Raw genomic sequence first — 22654 nt, 5'->3', positions numbered from 1 at the left:
TCCCGAGGGTTTCAAACCCGCCCCTACCGAGGGTTTGAAACCCGCCCCTTCCGAGGGTTTGAAACCCGCCCCTACCGAGGGTTTGAAACCCGCCCCTACCGAGGGTTTGAAACCCGCCCCTACCGAGGCCCGTGCTGGATATGACCATTACGAGTTGTACCAAAAAATGCTGCAAGAGCGTCCCCCTTGCGCTCTGCGGGACTTGCTGGAGTTTCGCCCCAATACCCAATCTATCCCCCTGGAAGAAGTAGAACCAGTGGAAAGCATTGTTAAACGGTTCTGCACGGGGGGCATGTCCCTAGGCGCTCTGGGACGGGAAGCTCACGAAACTTTGGCGATCGCCATGAACCGGATGGGCGGTAAATCCAACTCTGGAGAAGGGGGCGAAGATACCCTGCGCTATACCGTCCTCAATGATGTGGATAGTGAAGGCAATAGCACGAGTTTTGCCCATCTCAAAGGTCTACAAACTGGAGATACGGCCAGCAGTGCTATTAAACAGGTGGCTTCGGGACGCTTTGGAGTCACTCCCGAATATTTGATGAATGCCCAGCAAATCGAGATTAAGATGGCCCAGGGTGCAAAACCCGGAGAAGGGGGTCAACTTCCCGGTAAAAAGGTGAGTCCCTATATCGCCATGCTGCGGCGCTCTAAACCCGGTGTGCCCCTGATTTCTCCCCCTCCCCACCATGATATTTATTCGATTGAGGACTTGGCACAGTTGATCTTTGACCTGCACCAAATTAATCCCAATGCAGGGGTGAGCGTCAAACTGGTGGCAGAAGTGGGTATCGGTACGGTGGCTTGCGGAGTCGCTAAAGCCAATGCCGATGTGATCCAAATTTCCGGCCATGATGGGGGAACGGGTGCAAGTCCCCTCAGTTCGATTAAACATGCGGGGGTTCCCTGGGAGTTGGGAGTTACTGAAGTGCATCGAATGCTGATGGAAAATGGATTGCGCGATCGCGTTTTGCTCCGGGCTGATGGAGGTCTGAAAACGGGCTGGGATGTCGTGATGGCAGCGCTTCTGGGGGCTGAAGAATACGGGTTTGGCTCCATTTCCATGATTGCTGAAGGTTGCATTATGGCTCGTATCTGCCACACCAACAATTGCCCCGTGGGAGTGGCAACCCAACAGGAGAGACTGCGCCAGAAGTTTACCGGTATTCCCGGTCATGTGGTCAATTTCTTCTATTTTGTGGCCCAAGAAGTGCGCCAACTGTTGGCTCGGTTGGGCTATCGTTCCTTGAATGACATTATTGGCCTAGCTGACTTGTTACAGGTGCGGGATGTGAAGTTAACGAAGACGAATCATATCCATGTGCTGTCGCTGATTGAGGATTTACCAGATACTAGAGGCGATCGCAGTTGGCTCGATCATGGCCCCGTTCACTCCAATGGCCCAGTTCTAGATGATGAAATTCTAGCCGATGCCGAGATTAAACAGGCCATTTCTGCACAAGGCAAAGCGAGCAAAACCTGGGAAATCGTCAACACCGATCGCTCCGTAGGGGCGCGAATTGCTGGGGAAATTGCCCGTCGCTATGGCAATAGCGGCTTTACCGGAGAATTGAAACTATCCTTTACTGGAAATGCCGGTCAAAGTTTTGGCGCGTTTAACCTCCCTGGAATGCACCTGCACCTGACTGGAGATGCTAATGATTATGTGGGTAAAGGAATGCATGGTGGCGAAATCGTCATTGTTCCGGCCACAAATGCAACCTTTGACCCCTCGGAAAATGTCATCGTTGGCAATACCTGTCTGTATGGGGCAACCGGCGGCATTCTGTTCGCTAACGGTCAAGCTGGGGAACGGTTCGCTGTGCGAAATTCCCTCGGTAGAGCTGTGATTGAAGGCGCGGGCGACCATTGCTGCGAGTATATGACTGGCGGTGTGGTTGTGGTTCTCGGAGCGACTGGGCGCAATGTGGGCGCAGGGATGACCGGAGGACTGGCCTATATTCTGGATGAGGATGAGCGTTTCCCGGAAAAAATTAATACCGAGATTGTCACCATCCAACGGGTGACTTCTAAGGTGGGTGCAGATTCTCTGCGAGAGTTGATTGAGTCGCACCACTCCCGCACCGGAAGTCCCAAGGCGAAACTGATTCTAGAGAACTGGGAAACCTATCTGCCCAAGTTCTGGCAAGTGGTTCCCCCTTCGGAAGCCAATTCTCCAGAGGTGACGGATAACCCGGTTGCCGATAAGGTGGCGGTTCAGGCCTAATTACCAATCCTTGTAGTGCCGTAACACAGCTAAAATAGTGTATTAGCGTAGGGTGGGTTAGGCGGCTAAAACCTAGACTCTGAGAGCAATCTCTCAATCCGCCGTAACCCACCATTTTAGGGTTGTCACGGCAGTAGTGCCGTAACACAGCTAAAATAGTGCATTAGCGTAGGGTGGGTTAGGCGGCTAAAACCTAGACTCTGACAGCAATCTCTCAATCCGCCGTAACCCACCATTTTAGGGTTGTCACGGCAGTAGGGTGGGCAGGAGCCTAGGCAAAATCATTCAAATTCTACCAGTATACCCTGCCCACCTTGCCCGATACTTTGCTTCAAAATTGACCCAAAAAACCCCCAGAGTGTAGAAACTGGGGGTATGGGGGTGAAACTTATAGTCAATTCGATTAAGGTTGAGACACGACAATACACACACAACCTGTCTAGAATACCCGTATCTGTAGGGGCGAGCGGCCGCTCGACCCTACAAAAATGTCTCACTTTTATTGGACTTGACTATAAATTTCAACTCAACGTGAGCTTAAACTTGAGCGACTTCTTGCTTTTGCGCTTCCTGGGCTAAGTATTTCTCTAGCTCGGTGAGCGCGTCCGCGTCTACCTTGGTTTGCATGGGGCAGAATTTGGGGCCGCACATGGAGCAGAATTCTGCGGTTTTGTAGATATCTGCGGGTAGGGTTTCGTCATGATATTCCCGTGCGCGGTCGGGGTCGAGGGAGAGTTCAAACTGACGATTCCAGTCGAAATTATACCGAGCGGCGGAGAGTTCGTCATCTCGGTCTCTGGCTCCCTGACGATGGCGGGCAATATCGGCGGCGTGGGCGGCGATTTTGTAGGCGATTAAGCCGTTGCGTACATCTTCGGCATCGGGCAGTCCTAAATGTTCTTTGGGGGTGACGTAACAGAGCATGGCGGTTCCATGCCAACCGGCGATCGCCGCTCCAATGGCCGAAGTGATATGATCGTAACCGGGCGCAATATCCGTCACCAACGGCCCCAGCACATAGAACGGAGCTTCCGAACACTCCTCCATCTGCTTCTTCACATTAAACTCAATTTGATCCATTGGCACATGGCCCGGCCCTTCAACCATCACCTGCACGTTATGTTCCCAAGCCTTACGGGTGAGTTGGCCCAAGGTTTTCAACTCCGCCAATTGCGCCTCATCGGAGGCATCATGGGTACAACCGGGACGCAGAGAATCCCCTAAACTAAAGGAAACATCATGTTTCTTAAAGATTTCGATAATATCGTCAAAATGGGTATAGAGGGGATTTTGCTTATGATGGTGTAACATCCAGCGAGCAATAATACCGCCCCCACGGGAAACAATCCCCGTAATCCGATTTTTCACTAAGGGCAAATGTTCAATCAAAATGCCTGCATGGATGGTCATATAATCCACCCCTTGCTGGGCATGTTTCTCGATAATATGTAGAAAGTCATCAGGGGTGAGTTTCTCAATCCTACCGTTGACACTTTCTAGGGCTTGGTAGATGGGAACCGTACCGATGGGAACGGGAGAAGCCTTAATAATAGCCGTGCGAATCTCGTCTAGGTTTCCCCCTCCCGTAGACAAGTCCATTACCGTATCTGCCCCATATTTAACGGCCAGATTCAGCTTATCGACTTCTTCTTGTAGATTAGAAGAGTTGGGAGATGCGCCCAGGTTAGCATTCACCTTACACTTAGAAGCAATCCCAATACACATCGGCTCCAAATTCGGGTGATTCACATTGGCCGGAATAATCATCCGTCCCCGTGCAACCTCATCCCGAATCAACTCAGGGGAAAGATTCTCCCGTTGAGCCACATAGTGCATTTCCTCCGTAATTACGCCTTGACGAGCATAATTCATCTGGGTGACATTAGCTTGTCCCCGCCGTTTAGCTACCCATTCAGTTCGCATATGTAAATCCTCGAAGTGACAGCTTCCCTCCGCCGGTACTAGCCGGACTCAGGTTCTAAGGGTTTACTCTCAGCCCGATCGCGATCGGGCACCCCTAGCTTGTGCCAGATTTTAACATAATTTCGGCAGGATAGGAGAATTTTTTTTGATATAGCCCGTTAAAATACGCTAAACTAACCCGTTGGATTGGACATCCTAGCAAGAGGGAGTGAATGAATAAAAGTATCTCCACAGTAGATTTGTTTTGTGGTGCTGGAGGGCTGACACACGGGTTTGAGCAAGCCGGCCTTCCAGTCAAAGCAGGATATGATATTGATCGGGCCTGTAAGTTTCCTTATGAATACAACAACCGAGCCAAATTTGTCTTACAGGATGTAGAAAATATTAGCGGTTCTGATTTAGCTGAACATTTTTATGGAATTAGTATTAAAATTTTAGTCGGATGTGCCCCTTGTCAGCCATTTTCTAGTTATTCAAGACGTTATGAAAAAAACTTGAATTCCAAGTGGAAACTCTTGCAAGATTTCTCTCGGATTGTCAAACAATGTGATCCTGATATTATTTCTATGGAAAATGTACTACACTTAAAACATCATTCAGTTTTTAACGAATTCATCACTCATTTGATATCTTTAAACTATTACGTCAATTCTTATGAAGTAAATTGTCTTGAGTATGGAATACCTCAATCTCGAAAACGATTAGTATTGCTGGCTTCAAAATTCAGCAAAATCGACCTAGTTCCACCCACACATAACCCAAATAACTATCAAACAGTCAGAAAAACTATTGCCCATTTAGAACCCCTGTTAGCAGGGAACTCTTCTCAAGTAGATCGCCTCCATAAATGTAGTAAACTTTCTGAATTGAATCTGCACCGGATTCGTGCTTCTAAACCGGGAGGCACTTGGCGAGATTGGCCCCAAGATTTAATTGCTGAATGCCACTTAAAAACCAGTGGTAAAACCTATCCCGCAGTATATGGTAGAATGGAATGGGATCAACCTAGTCCAACTATAACCACACAGTGTTTTGGTTTTGGGAACGGTCGATTTGGTCATCCTGAACAAGATCGAGCTATCTCTCTGAGAGAAGCAGCTTTATTACAAACTTTTCCAGCAACATATCAGTTTGTTTCCCCCGATCAACCAGTAGTATTTGATGTAGTTGGTCGATTAATTGGCAATGCTGTGCCTGTTAAGTTAGGAACGGTCATCGCTCGAAGTATTTTAGAACACATTGAACAATTAAATTAAGGAGCTTGTATAGGATTATCTAAATATTCTTGATTTTCTAAATAGTCTTGAATGTTTTGTAATATTTGCTGGAGATATTCTATGACCTCTTCCTTCACTTTCAGCAAATCCTCAATACTCGTCTTTTGCCCAATTTCTGCAAATGATTTATTGCCATGTGCTAAATCGTTCCGATGCTGCATGATATCATATAAATGTTCACCATGTTTAGTTTTGGAGTAATCAGTATCAAAGGAGAATCCATATTTTCTGGCTGTTTTGGTAATTTCATCTCGATCAACATTACCTGAAAATAATTCTCTTCTATTCAATCCCGCAGTAATAATATCAAGAGAAATATCCTTCATTTTGGAATGAACATTATCAGGAGATCGATTTTTGAAGTTATGAATAACTATTTTCTTGATTTCGACTCTCACTAAATTATAAGAAATATTTTTACTACTTATTTCATCAAATATCGCTTCTATCGCATTCCGCATAGTTGATTCAACGAGATTGTATAGAATCAAAAAAGCATTTGCTTTAAATATCTTAGCCAGATCGGGATTGATAGTAATAATCTTTTGCTCACCCTTATCTCCGGATACTACTAATTTTGTTTTTTCCTGAATTAACCCCTCTAAAAATTCAAAATATTGATTAACTTCTTGCACACGGGTCTGGAAATCTAAAAGAACTGTTTGCATAGTTAACCTAGAAGTTGATCGCGAACATATTCAATTCGTCGAATGACTTTAGGTCTGGAGTTGCTGGCATCTGAAGTCGTATATTCTTTGAACTCTGGTGAGTCAAGCCACTTAATTGACTTAGGTTCAAGATCTGGTTTTTCCCTCAAGGCAAGTGCAACACCGACAGAAATTGCCTCAAAGCGAATTCTTGGTGTTTTGACATGGCCTTTAGCTTTACTAAATCCATTGGGAAAGTATTTTTCAACAAAGTCTAACATTTTGTGAAATTCTTTTCGCATGGCCTCTTGGTTGATTTCAGGATCGTTATTTTGTTTTAGGTATTCATTCAGGAATGTATTAACCTGTCTGTCAAATTTCTTGTAGTTGTTTAAATAGGCAAAGAACCGTAAAACAAATTCTTCTGGTTCTCGTTTTTTAATAAGTGCTTCTGATATGGGGCAGAGTTTAAGAAATTTTGGATCTTTGGCGAGTTCTTCAAGAAGATTGACTAAGGGGCCAGGAGATATACCTCTACGCTTTTCCATCTCATTGAGTTGAACACTACCTGTATTGATACGTTCAAACATATCTCGGCGTGTTTCTTCATCAGCTTTTTCTGTTAGTACAATCATCCGAATAGTCGCACGGTTGAAACGCCTTTGTCTTGCGAGAGGTAAATCACTGAATTTGAAGTCGTTAAGCTGTGTTAGCTTTTCTAGTCCGAAGAGCTTTAGATCGTTATTGAGAAATCTGTCTAAAGTTCGGATACGTTGGGTTCCATCAACAATTTCTAATCGAGCTAAGTCTTCTTCATCATCTTCTTTTTTCGGTGGCAAATCCGCCACAAAGATATAAGGTATGGGGAGTCCTAGCAAAAGAGATTCAATAAACTTTGACTGCCTATTCTCTTCCCAAATCATATCTCTCTGATAGTCGGGGATATACAACTCATTTGTGTCTTCTTCTAGTCCTTCTCTATATTTTTTGACTAGAACTTCTACTGGATATTCTTTTGTATCATAATCAATTACTTTTTGCTTTTCACGAATTTCAATTTCTGCTGCTTCTTTTTGCTTGTTTGTTATCTCTGTTTTTGAATTTTTATGTGTTAATTTTGTCATATAATCATCCCAAAAAGTCAAGAGAAATTAGTTAGGCTATCGACAATTTTAATGGGTGCAGCTTGCTTTCATAAATCCAACTCTTACTTGTTAGTCTACTATCAGCAGTCTATCGATAATTGTACCATAGGTAATCATATGGCTGCCATCGCTTTAGGAGGATAGGAAAAGGTCAGTCAGTTTGATCCTTTCCTTGAGCATAGCAGGGAAAGTAATGCTTACACAAGTAGAGATCTATACTCAACTAACTTCTGCGTTAGATTCACCACTTGTACAAGTCGAGATTGCCCCAGAGTAATTGACAATTGGGTATTGAGTCATGAACAATAATTCAAAAGCCTTTAACCAACTTCATGAGACCTAAGTTTAAGGATACGATCGCCTGGCAACAAGCTGAACTACTGATGCAACCGTCCCTGTTGAGGGTGGTGGATAATCTGCGTCAGGTTCTGGAAACCTCACATTGGCAAGGAACTTACGAAGAGGTGCAAGACCCCTATCCGGGTTATGTGTTGTGCTTAAAATATCAGGATGAGGAAGTGCAGGTGAATCTGTGGGAGCTATGTTTCCGCATTTGTTTTCTAGAATACGCTATCACCCATTCTCCCTATGAGAGTCAAGAGGTAGAGATTGATACGAGCTTAATTGATGATATGGGAAATGTGGATTGGACAAAATTGGAAGAGAAAACCAAGCAAGCGATCGCGGAACTGTTTGAGAATTTGCCCAAAATTAGTTGATCGAGGCGTAGGGGCGGGTTTTTCCCAGATCTAGGAAACCCACAGGTTACCATAATAAACCCGCCCAATCATTGCATTAGAAAGGTTTTCCTGCTCTAGTTGATTATGATGAAAGGTGACCTCTTAGAAAGCATCTGTAATGATTATGGCTGAAGAAACAGAAATTTTACTCTACGATCGCACCCATTGGGGCAGAATTGAAGTGAAAGGGGGCGATCGCCTGCGGTTTCTGCACAACCAAAGCACCAATGATTTCGAGAGTCTACAAACTGGACAAGGCTGCGATACGGTTTTTGTTACCTCCACCGCTCGTACCCTGGATTTGGTTACAGCTTATCTGACTGAAGAAAGCGTGATTTTACTGGTCTCTCCCAATCGAAAAGAGAAACTCTGGCAATGGATGGATCGGTATATTTTTCCCATGGATCGGGTGGAACTTGAGGATATTACGGAAAAGACCGCCTGTTTCAGTTTAATCGGAACCGAGAGCGATCGCCTCTTAGAAGCCCTAGGAATTCCCCCCTTAACCGACGCTCCCCACGGAACTAACCAACAAGTTACCCTAGGGGAAATCTCCCTGAGAGTCGCCGTAGGGAGTGGATTAGCCACCCCTGGATATACCCTAATCGTTGACCTTGAAGAGGGCCAAAGTTTAAGCGAAAAACTGATAGCAAAGGGAGCAAAGGCGATCGCCAATCCAGACTGGGAAAACCTGCGCATTCAACAAGGTCGTCCCGCACCTGATCGCGAATTAACCGAAGACTATAACCCCCTCGAAGCCGGATTATGGAACACCATATCCTTTGAAAAAGGCTGTTACATCGGTCAAGAAACCATCGCTCGCTTAAATACTTATCAAGGCGTAAAACAACAACTTTGGGGTCTGCAACTGAGTCAACCCGTCGATCCTGGAACCCCCATCCAAGTGGGAGAACAAAAAGCAGGAACGATCACCAGTTGTATTCCTACCCCAGAAGGGGCGATCGCCCTAGCCTATATTCGCACCAAAATCGGAGGAAACGGCCTCACCGTTCAAGTCGGCGATCGATCGGCAACCCTCCTCGATCTCCCCTTCATTTCTCGTGGGTATTTAGCTACACCCTCCGAGTAATCCCAGTCCTCAACCACCTCCTTGGCTTCATTAGAACATTGTCAGGGGGGGTGGGATTCGATAAGATAATAAATGTAGCCGTAGAGAATCATGGCTGACGGCGACTATCTTACGACCCCTTATCAGTCGAGTGTAACAATGGGGAAATCCTTCCTGACGCCAAATGCCTACAGCTATACATGGTTTGAATCTTCCTATCATTCCTCTGTCTTGTGGCTGGGCAATATTTAAAATTACAACTACCGTGGATCGTTGGGCTTCTCCTCTCTCTAGGAGTGTTAAGTGTTTGGTCACAATTAGAAGCTCAGGATCGGAAGTTGGTTAAAGATGCCGTAATAGCAGAATCAAAGATTTTACAAACCCTTGTTGAATCAAAAGTTGAAGCACAGATCTTATCCCTAGAGCATATGGGAGAGCGTTGGCAAGTGGCCAGAGGAACCCCTGAAGCAGTCTGGAAAAGAGATAGTTTAAATTACCTTAAAGATTTTGCCGGATTAAACACTTTAGCCTGGGTGGATTCAGCTTCTCAAATTCGTTGGCTAGTAGGCGATCCAGATAGTCTAGAGAATGAAAACCTAAAAGTAAGTCAAATGACCGATTATAAAGTGGCTTTAGATCGGTCATACTCTCGAAAAAAAATAAGCCTGACCCATCCCTTTTTACTTCCTGAAAATAAACATGGAGTTTTAATTATTTATCCTCTGTTTTTAGACGATCCAACCATAGAAAATGGCAGTCAATTTAATGGCTATATAATAGGAGTCTTAAACCTAGAGATATTTTTCGATAATCTTTTGGAAAATATTCAGAATAAGCGTTATTATTTAGAAATCGCCTCTGGAGATCGGATTATCTACGAGAATAGGCACTCAAAATGGGTAAATTTAGAACTGGATCGTCCCAGCTCCCATGTGGATTTAAAAATCACGAGAGAGAGTGATTTCTATGGTCAAAAAATACATTTGTTTTTGTATCCTGAACATTGGTGGATCGAACAACTTCGTTCTTCTGTTCCTTCTAAACTTTTAGTCGGAGGATTATTAACGATTTGGAGTATTCCTATTGTAATTTATTCCTTTCATATTCGACAAAAGATATTAAAAAAAAATGAGGATATTAATAATCAACTAAACCAAGAAATGGTGGAGCGAAAACAGGCCGAAGTAAAATTAGAAGAACGGGAAACCATGCTCCGCAATTTTTACGATCATTCTCCCATGATGATGGGGATTGTCGAATTACTCGAAGATGATATTTTACATTTGTCCGATAATCAGGCGACCGCCCGTTTTTTGGGCACAATGCCAGAAGCTATGGCCAATCAGCGAGCTAGTGTCATGGGCGCTTCCCCCGAACAGATTCAGACCTGGATTAAGCATTACCAAGAAGCGATGGCAACCCAAGCGCCAGTGGAGTTTGAATACGAACACTTCTGGGAAAATGGCTCATATTTCTTGTTAGCGACTGTCAGTTTTATCGGCTGTATCGAGCCAGATCGTCCCCGATTTTGCTACCTCATACAAGATATCAGCGATCGCAAACTGGCCCAAATCGCTCTAGAAAACAGCGAACGACGCTTTCGGGTGCTAGTCTCCCACTCTCCAGTGGGTATTTTCCAAACCGATGCCCAAGGTAAATACCTCTATGTTAATCCTCAGTGGGCTGAAATTACGGGATGCTATCAACCGGAAAGTTATTTGGGGAATGCTTGGCAACAAGCGATACATCCAGAGGATCGGGAAGCGATCTTTCAGGAATGGATGAGATCGAGCAAAGAAGGCCGTGATTTTAATCTCGAATACCGGTTTCAGAAATCCAATGGTCAAGTGGTTTGGGTTTGGGGAAGTGCGATCGCCGTTCGCAGTCATAATGGAGAAATGACCGGTTATTTTGGTACAGTCATGGACATTACCGATCGCAAGAAAACCGAAACCACCAATCGTGCTTTAATGGAAGCCATTCCCGATCTGATGATTCGATTGAGCAGAACAGGGGAATTTCTCGATGTTATGAACGCCAATCGCAATAGCTCCGAAGCAGACCAACAATTTCCAGGAATACATCTGCTCAAAATTTTGCCTCAACTGGTAACTCCAGAGAGAATTGGGTATATCCAAACTACCCTCGATACCCAAACCATTCAGAGCTATGAATATGACATCACTCTTAAAGGTCAGATTTACTGTGAAGAATGTCGCCTGATCCCCTTCGATCGTAAAAGTGTCTTGGCGGTGATTCGAGATATTAGCAAGCGCAAACAGCAAGAAGCAGCTCTGAGGTATCAACTCAACAAAGTCCTCCTGCTGCAAGACATTATCACCGCCATTCGCCAAAGCCTAGAGATTGACACCATTTTTGAAGTCGCGGCTGAAAAAATTGGCCAAGCTTTCAAGGTCAACCGTTGCTTAATCCATCTCTATAACCCTGAATGGACGATTTCGATCCCTGTGGTGGCTCAATACCTTCAGGGGGATTATGATTCTCTGCAAAACTTTCTCGTCCCCCTCGAAGAGAATGAGCATATCAAAGCCGTAATCAGTCAGGAACAGGCGATCGCCTCAGATAATGTCTATACTGACCCCTTGCTGGTTAAATCACACGCCATTTGCGAACACATTCAGCTCAAGTCCATGCTGGCTGTATCCACCTTTTATCAAGGGCAAGTAAATGGGGTGATTGCTTTACATCAATGCGACCATTATCGCCATTGGACACCAGAAGACATTGAACTGATTGAAACCTTAGCCGGACAACTCGGTATTGCGATCGCCCAAGCCTCCTTATTAGAAAAAGAAATTAGCCAACGAGAAGAATTAAGCCAAAAAAATCAAGAATTAGAACAGGCAAAAGTGATGGCCGATAGCGCCAATCGAGCCAAAAGTGAATTTTTAGCCAACATGAGCCATGAAATTCGCACCCCCATGAATGCCATTTTAGGATTTACCGGACTCCTCAAACCCTTACTTAAAGAACCCTTAGCCCAAGAATATTTACAAGCCATTGCCGCCAGTAGTAAAACCTTACTCTCTCTCATTAATGATATCCTCGATCTCTCAAAAATCGAAGCCGGAAAACTCTCCCTCGACCCCGAACCCACCAACTTAAACAATATTTTTAAGGATATTTATCAAGTTTTTTTGCATAAAGCCGAAGCCCAAAGTATTAACCTAAGCCTCAATCTTGACCCCCAGTTACCCCATTCTGTATTATTTGATGAAGTCCGGTTGCGACAAATCCTCCTGAATGTGGTCGGCAATGCCATTAAGTTTACTCCTTCTGGAAAAGTTGAGATTGCTTCAAAATGCTCTTTTAATCCAGATTTAGATCGCCATAAGCCCAGCACCATCAGCCTAGAAATCCACGTTCTCGATACCGGAATTGGAATTAGCGAACAGGATCGACAGCATATTTTTAATGCTTTTACCCAAAGTGAAGGCCAAAGCAACCGTAAATTTGGCGGTACAGGGTTAGGACTCGCCATTACCCAACGTTTGATCCATATGATGGGAGGAACCATTGAATTACAGAGCGAATTAGGTAAGGGCAGTGTATTTATCTTTCGCTTTCCTGAAGTTCAAATGAGTGAGAGTCCAGCCCTAGATACGGTGGTGCAAACCATTGATACTAACTTGAATCAGTTTCAACCCTCTACTATTTTAGTAGTTGATGATATTATATCGAATCGAGAATTAATTCAGGGATATTTTAGGGAAACGGTTCATACTTTACAGTTTGCTGAAGATGGGGAACAAGCGATTGAACTAACATTTAAGTACCTTCCAACTTTAATTTTGCTGGATCTAAGAATGCCTCGTATGGACGGCCGCGAAGTATTAGAATTTTTGAAAAACCATGAAGAAACCCAAGATATTCCGATTGTCATTGTTACGGCTTCTTCCGAATTTCAAGAAGAAGAACCCTTAAAACTCTTATGTGATGACTTCCTGAGAAAACCAGTCAGCTTGACCGCTTTAGTCACTGCCCTGAAGCCACTACTCCCCCCTGCCGTTGAGTCCCCCCTGATACGGGAGCATCAAGAACAGAAGAAACAAGAGACGGCACAAGTGATTATGGTAAACCTAGCTGAGTTATGCACACAACTAAAACAGATCGAGCAAAAATATTGGCTAAGTTTATGTCAAACTCTAGAAATTGAAGAAGTTGAACAGTTTTTGGATCGGTTACAAGTTGTTAGTATAGAATCTAATTATTTACCCTTGATTAATTATATTCAACACTTAGAGAAGCAATTAGATGATTTTGATTGGGATAGCATACCAGAAACTGTCCTAAACTTCAAGACAATGTTAGAAATTCTTGAAGAGGAGGTGAAACTATCTTGAAAACAGACTTAGACTTAGAACGTTTATTGATGAAACCGGAAGAGTGTTTATTACTGGTGGTCGATGATAATTCGAGTAATCTGAAAGTATTGCGAGGACTGTTATCGACTGTGGGCTATAAACTGACATTCGCCATGGGCGGGAAGCAAGCCCTAGACCGAGTAAAAACGGCAAAACCCGACTTGATTTTGCTGGATTTAATGATGCCAGATATGGATGGTTTTGAAGTCTGCAATATTCTGAAAAAGAATCCAGAATTCAAGGATATTCCAGTTATTTTTTTGACCGCCAGCAAAGAAATCGATCACCTGCTCGAAGCTTTTGAGAAGGGAGCCATTGATTATTTAACGAAACCCTTTCATCCTCCGGAATTGTTAGCACGGGTGAAAACTCATTTAGAGTTGAAATTTTTAAGGGAACAAAGTCAACGCCAAGCAGAACAAGAGCTAATCTTAGTTAAAATTATTCAGGGGATTCATGATTCACTGAATTTGGAGGAAATTTTAAGTACAACGGTAGTCACTGTTCAACGGTTTCTGGGGGCAAGTCGGGTGATGATTTGTCGTTGCTTGTCTGAGGGCAAGTGCGAAGTGCTTTCTGTTGTCCATGCTGCGGAGACACAAAAGCTATCGAGGGGTGAAACCCTAGAGTTTGAGAGATTACCGGAGTCAACATCGGAATATCAGAGGTTTGAGATCCGTTATCCAGAAGGATACGATCGCTCAAAACAGATGAGCCAAGTAACGATCCCGATTCAACGACAGCAAACCCTCTGGGGGATGTTAATTGTCGATCGCGATCGCTTCTCCAAACATGAGATACATACAGAATATGGCCTTTTAGAACGGATTGCGGAACAAATTGCGATCGCCATCCAACAAGTACAATTGTATTATGCACTACAAAGAGCCAATCAGGAGTTAGAGCGAGCCAATCAAGAATTAGACCGTTTAGCCCATATTGATGCCTTAACCCAAGTGGCGAATCGTCGTTATTTCGATCAGTATTTAGAACAGGAATGGCTGCGACTGCAACGGGATCTGCATCCGTTATCCATCATTATCTGTGATATTGATTATTTCAAGCAATATAATGATACCTATGGTCATTTAATTGGCGATCGCGCTCTAGAGCAAGTTGCCCAAGCCCTCTCTTCCACCCTCAAACGTCCGGCTGATTTAATTGCCCGTTATGGGGGGGAAGAATTTGCCGCCATCTTACCCCATACTCCCATAGAAGGAGCCATTGTCGTAGCTAAACAAATGCAACAGGCGATCGCTTCCCTCAAAATTCCCCATATTGGAACCGAGTTATCTCAACCTCTGCTCACCATTAGCTTAGGAATTTCCAGCGTGATTCCCTCTCTCAACTCTACACCCATCCAACTCCTGGATTTAGCCGATCGGGCCTTGTATGAAGCCAAAGATAATGGACGCAACCAATACAGCGTTTTGCACTTCGCGGACATGAATATTTAGTAGCCAGTCGCAAACTTGAACCATTGGGGGATGACGTTACCCGGCACGATAAAAGGGTTTTTTCACCACTTTCATCGGATACCGTTTGCCGCGAATTTCCACTTCTACTTCTTGGCCAATTTTAGCCCATTTCTTCGGTAAGTAAGCCATGGCAACGGGATAACCGAGAGTGGGGGAAAGGGTTCCACTAGCGACTTCAGCAACGACTTCTTCTCCGGCTAAAAGGGGATAGCCATGACGAGCAATACGACGACCTTCTCCTTGCAGTCCGACTAAGCGTTTAGAAACGCCATTGGTTTGCTGCTCTTCTAATACTGAGCGACCGATAAAATCACCTTTAGTTTTCAGGTGGACTAACCATTTTAAGCCCGCTTCTAGGGGGGTGGTGGTTGAGTCGATATCTTGACCGTAGAGGGCTAGAGCGGCTTCTAAGCGTAGGGTATCCCTCGCTCCCAAACCGCAGGGGGTAACCCCGGCTTTGAGCAGGGTATCCCAGAGTTGTAGGGCAGTGTCTGGATCGAGCATTATTTCTACTCCATCTTCGCCCGTGTAGCCAGTGCGAGCGAGGAAAGCGGAACCACCGAGGAGGGAAAGGGTAGCATGACCGAAGCGAGGAATAGAAGATAGGTCTGTTTCAACTAGGGGTTGTAGAGTTTCGATCGCTTTGGGGCCTTGCACAGCAATCAGAGCTTGACTGGGGGTGCGATCGTCGAATTGGATTTTATTAAGATCTAGATGTTGCTCAATCCATCGGCGATCGCCCTCACAAGTGGCAGCATTGACAATAATGGCCACTTTTTCCTCACCCTTGGCTTCTTGGCTTTGCAGATAGACAATAATATCGTCAATAATGCCCCCCTCTGGATTCAGCAGTACCGTATATTGGGCTTGACCCGGTTGTAGACGAGCCAGATCTGAGGGGACAAGAGTTTGTAAACTGGCAATAACTGAAGGGCCGCTGAGGAAGAATTTGCCCATATGGGAGATGTCAAACATCCCGACTTTGGTTCTGACCGCTTCATGTTCTTGTTTGATTCCCGAAAACTGTACCGGCATTTCCCAGCCGGAAAATTCAGTCATCTTTGCCTTGAGTTTTACGCACGAGTCAAACAGTGGAGTATGAAGTAAAGCCATAGTTACCGTCTCAATGATCCTAGTGGCACTATACCAAAAAAGTCATCAACTTTTTAGGTTCGCGCACCCTTAGCTCGATCTTTAGCACTGACTTATCTTTTTGTCAAAAATAATCTCTATGTCGTAACACTTCTCTCCAGTATGGCTCTTGGGAAAGATAACGTTATATTGCGTTGAGTGAGCAGTAAAAATAAGGATTTTTACCCATTCATCCCTAGGAAACTGAAGTTTACTGGCGATCGCCAACCTGACTCCCCAAAAATGAGTTTAAAATTTTCTTAATAAAGATACACTTTTGTCAATCTTATTGTGATAAAGCTTAACAATTACTGTAAACATAAGTAAGGATTATTTGCAAAACAAGTAGAACTGAACGTAAAGGGGCCCGAATCTTGATATATTCTTAAACATCTAGCCAATCGGCACAAAACGTATTAAGTGCTAGTTTTTAGGAAGGGATTTCATGTCTTACGCTCAAACTCAAGCCCAGTCTAAGTCTGGGTATCAAGCTGGTGTAAAGGATTATAAGTTAACCTACTACACACCAGATTACACACCGAAAGATACCGACGTTCTAGCCGCATTCCGGATGACCCCCCAACCGGGCGTTCCTCCCGAAGAAGCAGGCGCTGCGGTAGCTGCGGAATCATCCACCGGAACCTGGACAACCGTATGGACTGACCTATTAACCGATCTCGATCGCTACAAAGGTCGTTGCTACGATATTGAATCAGTTCCTGGAGAAGATAACCAATACATCTGTTATGTAGCTTATCCTCTGGATCTATTTGAAGAAGGTTCCGTAACCAATATGTTGACCTCCATTGTAGGTAACGTATTTGGTTTCAAAGCCCTGCGTGCCCTGCGTTTAGAAGATATGCGGATTCCCATCGCCTATCTGAAAACCTTCCAAGGGCCTCCCCACGGGATCACCGTAGAACGGGACAAACTCAACAAATATGGTCGTCCCCTGCTCGGTTGTACCATCAAACCCAAACTGGGATTATCCGCTAAAAACTACGGTCGTGCCGTATATGAATGTCTGCGCGGTGGTCTAGACTTCACCAAAGACGACGAAAACATCAACTCCCAGCCCTTCATGCGCTGGAGAGACCGCTTCCTGTTCGTTCAAGAGGCGATCGAAAAAGCCCAAGCGGAAACCGGCGAAATCAAAGGTCACTACCTCAACGTAACCGCTCCCACCGTAGAACAAATGATGCAACGGGCCGAATTCGCCAAAGAACTCGGAACCCCCATCATCATGCATGACTACCTCACCGGAGGATTCACCGCCAACACCACCCTCGCCAGATGGTGTCGCGACAACGGCGTACTGCTGCACATCCACCGCGCCATGCACGCCGTTATCGACCGTCAGAAAGCCCACGGAATTCACTTCCGCGTTCTCGCCAAATGCTTACGGATGTCTGGTGGTGACCACCTGCACTCTGGAACCGTTGTCGGTAAACTCGAAGGTGAAAAAGGCATCACCATGGGCTTCGTTGACCTCATGCGCGAAGACCACATCGAACAAGACCGTCAACGCGGGATCTACTTCACCCAAGATTGGGCTTCCATGCCTGGGGTAATGCCCGTTGCTTCCGGTGGTATTCACGTATGGCACATGCCAGCTCTGGTAGAAATCTTCGGTGACGACTCCTGCTTACAGTTCGGTGGTGGAACCTTGGGTCACCCCTGGGGTAACGCTCCTGGCGCAACCGCTAACCGCGTCGCTCTCGAAGCTTGTATCCAAGCTCGTAACGAAGGTCGCAACCTCTTCCGTGAAGGTGGCGATGTCATCCGCGAAGCTTGTAAATGGTCTCCTGAATTGGCCGTTGCTTGCGAACTCTGGAAAGAAATCAAATTCGAGTTCGAGGCCATGGATACGGTCTAATCTCTGCCCAGAGTTAGAGCATCCGTTAAGAGGAAGAAAAGGCAAGAGTGTTGTTCATAACAATCTTGCCCCAAATCTCCCTCTAAAATCGGGGATTCTTTCATCTTAGCGGCCGAGATCGGAACATGGATATTAAAAACGTTGCCAAAGCTACCAGCCGCGTCATGGCGAGTTATCTCACCTATCAAGCGGTCAAAGTAGTCACGAACCAGTTACGAGAAACCAATCCCGGTGAGGCCGTTTGGCTCAGTGGATTTTCCTCAACCGGAAAAATTCAGGACGGCGAAGCCTATCTTGACGAACTGTTCCAAGCCAAACCAGAGATGGCCTTCCGGGTAATGACAGTACGAGAACATCTTGCCCAAGAAGTTAGTGATTTCTTACCTGAAATGGTTCGCAGTAATATTCAACAAAGCAATATGGAACATCGCCGTCAATATCTCGAACGGGTAACGCAACTTAATATCCCTGATTCTTCTTCTGATACCGAATCACCAGCCGATTCAGATTGATGATTGCTGGATAGCTTTGAGTCCAAATTCTAGACACAACTGATTAAAAACCATGCAAACTTTACCTAAAGAGCGCCGTTACGAAACGCTTTCTTATCTGCCTCCTTTGACTGATGCCCAGATCAAGATGCAAATCCAATACATTTTGGATCAAGGCTATATTGCTGGTGTGGAATTTAGTGAAGATTCCAGCCCCGAAATGCACTACTGGACGCTGTGGAAACTTCCCCTGTTCCACGCTAGAACCGTTAATGAAGTGATGGCTGAAATTGACGCTTGTCGTGCAGAATATCGCGAAAGCTATGTTCGCGTGATGGGATTTGACAACATTAAACAATGTCAAGTTCTGAGCTTCATTGTTCACAAACCTAACGCTAACCTCCGTCGTTACTAAGTTCTAACTTAGTCAATTAATCGGATTTGAGGAGGGGTAAGTCGCTTGCCTCTCCTTTGTTTATCTATAGGTAATGCCTTACTGTATAAAGCGCGAAAACCGCTATATTTTATGAGTGAGCCACAACCAACGACAGACAATAAGCCAAGTTATCCATCTGGAAATAATAAAGTTTTTTTAGAGCAATTGCAGATTGGGGTGACTATTATAGTGGCTATTTTTGGTGCTTACACCTCATGGCAAGCAACTATAGCGGCAAGAAATTCAACAGAAATCCAGACGAGACTGAGAGAACAGGCACAAGAAAATCAACGAGTGCAAAAGTTTGTTGAGTTAATTCAGGCACAGTTAGACAATCTAGCGGGAGCAGATATAACTAAGGCTAAAATTGCTCTAGTGAGTCTTTATAATTTAGCTGGAGATGACCAAGAAAAACGGATCTTGTTTACTATTCCCATATCGAGTCAGAATAAGGAACTCACTCAAACGATATCAGGATTAATCCTTGATGATGAGTCTGTGACTGATGAATTTAAGGGTTACATTCGGGATAAATTGAGTCGTCTCCAAACGGCACAGAATCCTGAGACGGAATTTTATAGTACAGCAGAAATCGCTAATAGACCTGATAAAGAGCTTTTGCAGAAACTGACGGAAGAACAGTCTAATGTACAGGGATGGATTTATCTGGGTAGAGTTCGGTCTGGTGGTGAAATGTTAGAGGATGATAAAACGATTAATCAAGATAGGATTCCTCAACCGCAGACTAAGGCTGAAACGATTACTTCAATTAACTTAAGAGACCGAGGAACTCGATTGGCAAGCATTAAGGGTATTATCCCTCCTAACTCTACACTGGAAGTTGAAGAAATAACAACAGTAACTATTGATGAAAATAATGAGACTGTATGGGCAAAAATATCGCTAGATTCTGCTGAATGAAGTCAGTATTTACAGTCTTTTGCGATATATTATATCAAATCCGCTTGAATACCATAATTAAAAATGTAGGGAGCAAGATGCTCCCACTCCAGTAATCTCAAATAATTGAGGGAGTGCGGGCATCTTGCCCGCTAGTTTAACTCATTTTCATGTCCGCTTGCAGAAACCGGATTTGATATTATTTGAGATCCACAAAACCGTCTTAATAAGGGAATTTTTGCTACGATAATGTAGCAAAAATTCAAGGATTTGATATCATTTATTTGCAGGAAAAACTAGATGTAAAATCGGCTGACCAGTTTCTTTATGACTTGTTTCTTCTTTGAACTCGAATCCATGTTTGAAGTAAAAGTTCTGTCCTATGCTGTTTCTAGTAAAGACTTTTACTTCAAGATTGCTATGTATTTCCTGTGCCTTTTTTATGAGTGCTGTTCCTATGCCTCTGCGATGATATGCAGGTTGAACAAACAAGCCACCAATTTCGTTGCCAATTAAGGCGATAAATCCTACAACTTTTCCATCAAATTCTGCTACCCAAGTGTCAGCATTGGGTAAATAAATTTCAGGAATATTTTTTCGTTCTTGTAACAGAAATTCTTCAGATAGAAATGGATGAGCTAATTTTGAGGCTCTTTCCCATGATGAGAGAAGTTCTGGTAAGTCATCTGTTTGGTAATTTCGGATTTTCACTCTGTTATAGCGCTGCGCTCTATAGTGTTTACAAATACTGGAAAATGGCATCTTGCCCGCTTGTTCGATATCAAAGCTATAGCAAGGCGCGATCCCATTCTGGTTTATGATAGGAGCATGGAACAGCTTACGCTCACTCGACCTGATGATTGGCATCTCCATCTGCGCGATGGTGAGGCACTGAAAGCGGTTTTACCCCATACGGTGCGACAGTTTGCCCGTGGGATTATTATGCCGAATTTGAAGCCCCCGGTGCGATCGCTCCCTGATGCTGCGGCTTATCGCGATCGCATCCTAGCAGCAATTCCCCCAGGGCAAACCTTTGAGCCACTCATGACGCTCTATCTTACGGATAATACCCGCCCGGAAGAGATTCTGAAAGCGAAGGATTCGGGGTTTGTGAAGGCGGTGAAATATTACCCGTCTGGTGCGACAACCAATTCAGAATTCGGGGTTACAGATATTCGCAAGTGCGATCGCATCTTCGAGACCATGCAACAGGTAGACTTGCCCTTATTACTCCACGGAGAAGTCACCGATCCAGACGTAGACATCTTCGATCGCGAAAAAGTCTTCATCGATCGCCACTTAATCCCCCTCAAACAGCGCTTTCCCCAACTGCGCGTCGTCCTAGAACACATCACCACCTCCGATGCCGTCGAATATGTCCTCAATGCTGACAACATCGGCGCAACCCTCACCCCCCAACATCTCTTATTTAACCGTAACCGCATCTTCCAAGGCGGCATTAATCCCCACTTTTATTGCCTACCCATCTTGAAACGAGAAACCCATCGTCAAGCCCTTCTAAAAGCCGCCACATCCGGCAATCCCAAGTTTTTCCTCGGCACAGATAGCGCCCCCCACACCCGCACCAGCAAGGAAAGTGCCTGCGGCTGTGCTGGTTGCTTTTCTGCCCTCCATGCCCTGGAATTATATGCAGAAGCCTTTGAAAGCGTTAACGCCTTAGATAAACTAGAAGCCTTTGCCAGTTTCTACGGGCCAGATTTTTATCAACTCCCCCGCAATACCGAACAGATTACCTTAACCAAAACCACCTGGCGCATTCCCGATCGAGTCCCGTTTACCGAATCTGGGTTAGTTCCTTTACGCGCAGGACAAGAGATGACCTGGAAAATGGCGTAATAAGTACCTTTTAATTTTTAACCGATAATAGGGAATCTTGACATCCTCACCGCCCTTCTATGACGGTGATTCCTAAATCTCACAATTTAGGTTTCTGCTTCATAGCAGTTGCCTTCACAGATTTACTCTGCTCTGGTCTTACACTCGCTCCACAGACTGACACCGCAAGCCCTGCGGCCAAGATATTGCGACTGGCATTGATATCCCGGTCGTGCCGGGTTTGGCATTTAGGGCATTCCCATTGCCGAATCTTTAACGGCATTTTTTCAACGACATGCCCACAATTACTACACCGTTTAGAACTGGGAAACCACCTGTCTATCTCAATGTAGTTTCTGCCGTACCATCGGCATTTGTATTCCAATTGTCGGGAGATCTCTGCCCAACTTGCATCAGATATCGCTTGTGCCAGCTTTCTATTTTTGACCATGTTCTTAACTGCTAAGTCCTCAACTATAATCGTTTGGTTTTCACGTACCAGTTGAGTGGTTAGCTTGTGTAAATGGTCAGTCCTAATATCGACTATTTTTTGGTGAACTCTAGCCAGCTTTACTCTGGCTTTATATCTATTGTTAGAGCCTTTCTGTTTTTTTGATAAGCTTTTTTGCACTCTCCTTAACTTACGGTAGTGTTTCTTTAATGATTTAGGATTAGTGACCTTGTTCCCCTCACTGGTCGTTAATAGGCTGCTAATTCCTAAGTCAATACCGACTGCTTTATCGTTGACAGGCAAGGGTTTAATGGTGGGGTCGTCAAATCTTATGGAAATATGCCAACGTCCTGACGGATGGAGTTTTACGGTCACTGAACTGGGCACACAACCGGATGGAATTTGACGAGACCAACGAATGGCTAAGGGTTCTTTACATTTGGCTAAATAGATTTGACCTTCTTTGAACTTGAATGCGGATTTTGTAAACTCAGCACTCCCTCCTTGGTGTTTTTTCTTGAAGTTGGGATATTTGGCACGCGCGGCAAAAAAGTTAGTAAATGCGGTTTGTAGGTGTCTTAACCCCTGTTGCAAGGGGACACAACTGACTTCGTTTAAGAAATCTAACTCTTCTTGTTTTTT

17 protein-coding genes and 1 riboswitch are annotated in these 22654 nt (G+C 44.6%); of the genes, 11 read left to right on the top strand and 6 right to left on the bottom strand.

Annotation, left to right across the window (positions count from 1 at the left end):
• Positions 1-2227, top strand: a 2227-nt coding sequence (locus PJF56_RS16945; RefSeq protein WP_283763876.1) for a glutamate synthase-related protein, incomplete at its 5' end; no start/stop codon positions are given.
• A gap of 537 nt (positions 2228-2764) precedes the next feature.
• Here PJF56_RS16945 and thiC read toward each other — a convergent pair.
• A complete protein-coding gene (gene thiC, locus PJF56_RS16940; RefSeq protein WP_283763875.1) occupies positions 2765-4150 on the bottom strand; it encodes a phosphomethylpyrimidine synthase in 1386 nt (461 codons plus the stop codon).
• A 7-nt stretch (positions 4151-4157) separates the two neighbouring features.
• A riboswitch (TPP riboswitch) is annotated at positions 4158-4256 on the bottom strand.
• 106 nt (positions 4257-4362) lie between these two features.
• On the opposite strand from thiC, the gene PJF56_RS16935 reads away from it, so the two are divergent.
• Positions 4363-5406 carry a DNA cytosine methyltransferase gene (locus PJF56_RS16935; RefSeq protein WP_283763874.1) on the top strand — a complete coding sequence of 348 codons (1044 nt, stop codon included), beginning with the start codon at positions 4363-4365 and terminating at the stop codon, positions 5404-5406.
• Here PJF56_RS16935 and PJF56_RS16930 read toward each other — a convergent pair.
• A complete protein-coding gene (locus PJF56_RS16930) occupies positions 5403-6095 on the bottom strand; it encodes an MAE_28990/MAE_18760 family HEPN-like nuclease (protein WP_283763873.1) in 693 nt (230 codons plus the stop codon). The two genes, PJF56_RS16935 and PJF56_RS16930, sit on opposite strands and share 4 nt — an antisense overlap.
• A 2-nt stretch (positions 6096-6097) precedes the next feature.
• Entirely contained in the window at positions 6098-7198 is a 1101-nt protein-coding gene (locus PJF56_RS16925; protein ID WP_283763872.1) for a DUF262 domain-containing protein, read from the bottom strand.
• A 353-nt stretch (positions 7199-7551) separates the two neighbouring features.
• Here PJF56_RS16925 and PJF56_RS16920 point away from each other — a divergent pair, with 353 nt between their 5' ends.
• From PJF56_RS16920 to PJF56_RS16905, 4 genes are all read left to right on the top strand, one after another.
• Entirely contained in the window at positions 7552-7938 is a 387-nt protein-coding gene (locus tag PJF56_RS16920; protein WP_283763871.1) for a hypothetical protein, read from the top strand.
• Positions 7939-8083: 145 nt separating this feature from the next.
• On the top strand, positions 8084-9049 hold the full coding sequence (ygfZ, locus tag PJF56_RS16915; RefSeq protein WP_283763870.1) for a CAF17-like 4Fe-4S cluster assembly/insertion protein YgfZ: 966 nt from the start codon (positions 8084-8086) through the stop codon (positions 9047-9049).
• Between the two features lie 275 nt (positions 9050-9324).
• Entirely contained in the window at positions 9325-13392 is a 4068-nt protein-coding gene (locus PJF56_RS16910) for a PAS domain S-box protein (RefSeq protein ID WP_283763869.1), read from the top strand.
• Positions 13389-14870 (top strand): diguanylate cyclase domain-containing protein, encoded by a 1482-nt coding sequence (locus PJF56_RS16905; RefSeq protein ID WP_283763868.1) that lies wholly within the window; start codon positions 13389-13391, stop codon positions 14868-14870. Before PJF56_RS16910 ends, PJF56_RS16905 begins: the two co-directional genes overlap by 4 nt.
• A 36-nt stretch (positions 14871-14906) precedes the next feature.
• Here the strand turns inward: PJF56_RS16905 and gcvT are convergent, their stop codons facing one another.
• Positions 14907-16004 carry a glycine cleavage system aminomethyltransferase GcvT gene (gene gcvT, locus PJF56_RS16900; protein WP_283763867.1) on the bottom strand — a complete coding sequence of 366 codons (1098 nt, stop codon included), beginning with the start codon at positions 16002-16004 and terminating at the stop codon, positions 14907-14909.
• A gap of 463 nt (positions 16005-16467) precedes the next feature.
• Here gcvT and PJF56_RS16895 point away from each other — a divergent pair, with 463 nt between their 5' ends.
• From PJF56_RS16895 to PJF56_RS16880, 4 genes are all read left to right on the top strand, one after another.
• On the top strand, positions 16468-17898 hold the full coding sequence (locus PJF56_RS16895) for a form I ribulose bisphosphate carboxylase large subunit (RefSeq protein WP_283763866.1): 1431 nt from the start codon (positions 16468-16470) through the stop codon (positions 17896-17898).
• Between the two features lie 125 nt (positions 17899-18023).
• Positions 18024-18410: a RuBisCO chaperone RbcX gene (rcbX, locus tag PJF56_RS16890; protein WP_283763865.1), complete on the top strand. Its 387-nt coding sequence runs from the start codon at positions 18024-18026 to the stop codon at positions 18408-18410.
• A 52-nt stretch (positions 18411-18462) separates the two neighbouring features.
• Positions 18463-18804 carry a ribulose bisphosphate carboxylase small subunit gene (locus tag PJF56_RS16885; protein ID WP_283754699.1) on the top strand — a complete coding sequence of 114 codons (342 nt, stop codon included), beginning with the start codon at positions 18463-18465 and terminating at the stop codon, positions 18802-18804.
• A gap of 111 nt (positions 18805-18915) precedes the next feature.
• Entirely contained in the window at positions 18916-19746 is an 831-nt protein-coding gene (locus PJF56_RS16880; protein ID WP_283763864.1) for a hypothetical protein, read from the top strand.
• A gap of 255 nt (positions 19747-20001) precedes the next feature.
• Here the strand turns inward: PJF56_RS16880 and PJF56_RS16875 are convergent, their stop codons facing one another.
• Positions 20002-20436 (bottom strand): GNAT family N-acetyltransferase, encoded by a 435-nt coding sequence (locus PJF56_RS16875; RefSeq protein ID WP_283763863.1) that lies wholly within the window; start codon positions 20434-20436, stop codon positions 20002-20004.
• A 117-nt stretch (positions 20437-20553) separates the two neighbouring features.
• Here PJF56_RS16875 and pyrC point away from each other — a divergent pair, with 117 nt between their 5' ends.
• Positions 20554-21582, top strand: coding sequence for a dihydroorotase (pyrC, locus tag PJF56_RS16870; protein ID WP_283763862.1), 1029 nt, complete (start codon positions 20554-20556; stop codon positions 21580-21582).
• Between the two features lie 79 nt (positions 21583-21661).
• On the opposite strand, the gene PJF56_RS16865 is transcribed toward pyrC, so the two are convergent.
• The coding region (locus PJF56_RS16865) for an RNA-guided endonuclease InsQ/TnpB family protein (protein WP_283763861.1) at positions 21662-22654 on the bottom strand (993 nt) is incomplete at its 5' end.

The organism is Roseofilum halophilum BLCC-M91, assembly GCF_030068445.1.
Lineage (GTDB): Bacteria > Cyanobacteriota > Cyanobacteriia > Cyanobacteriales > Desertifilaceae > Roseofilum > Roseofilum halophilum.
The sequence above is the reverse complement of the archived record's forward strand: the minus strand, read 5'-3'. Positions and strand labels throughout refer to the sequence as shown.

Bases quoted from the DNA above. Each gene is read 5' to 3' on its own strand.
- thiC (WP_283763875.1), bottom strand. From the start codon at position 4,150: ATGCGAACTGAATGGGTAGCTAAACGGCGGGGACAAGCTAATGTCACC.
- PJF56_RS16935 (WP_283763874.1), top strand. From the start codon at position 4,363: ATGAATAAAAGTATCTCCACAGTAGATTTGTTTTGTGGTGCTGGAGGG.
- PJF56_RS16930 (WP_283763873.1), bottom strand. From the start codon at position 6,095: ATGCAAACAGTTCTTTTAGATTTCCAGACCCGTGTGCAAGAAGTTAAT.
- PJF56_RS16925 (WP_283763872.1), bottom strand. From the start codon at position 7,198: ATGACAAAATTAACACATAAAAATTCAAAAACAGAGATAACAAACAAG.
- PJF56_RS16920 (WP_283763871.1), top strand. From the start codon at position 7,552: ATGAGACCTAAGTTTAAGGATACGATCGCCTGGCAACAAGCTGAACTA.
- ygfZ (WP_283763870.1), top strand. From the start codon at position 8,084: ATGGCTGAAGAAACAGAAATTTTACTCTACGATCGCACCCATTGGGGC.
- gcvT (WP_283763867.1), bottom strand. From the start codon at position 16,004: ATGGCTTTACTTCATACTCCACTGTTTGACTCGTGCGTAAAACTCAAG.
- PJF56_RS16895 (WP_283763866.1), top strand. From the start codon at position 16,468: ATGTCTTACGCTCAAACTCAAGCCCAGTCTAAGTCTGGGTATCAAGCT.
- rcbX (WP_283763865.1), top strand. From the start codon at position 18,024: ATGGATATTAAAAACGTTGCCAAAGCTACCAGCCGCGTCATGGCGAGT.
- PJF56_RS16885 (WP_283754699.1), top strand. From the start codon at position 18,463: ATGCAAACTTTACCTAAAGAGCGCCGTTACGAAACGCTTTCTTATCTG.
- PJF56_RS16880 (WP_283763864.1), top strand. From the start codon at position 18,916: ATGAGTGAGCCACAACCAACGACAGACAATAAGCCAAGTTATCCATCT.
- pyrC (WP_283763862.1), top strand. From the start codon at position 20,554: ATGGAACAGCTTACGCTCACTCGACCTGATGATTGGCATCTCCATCTG.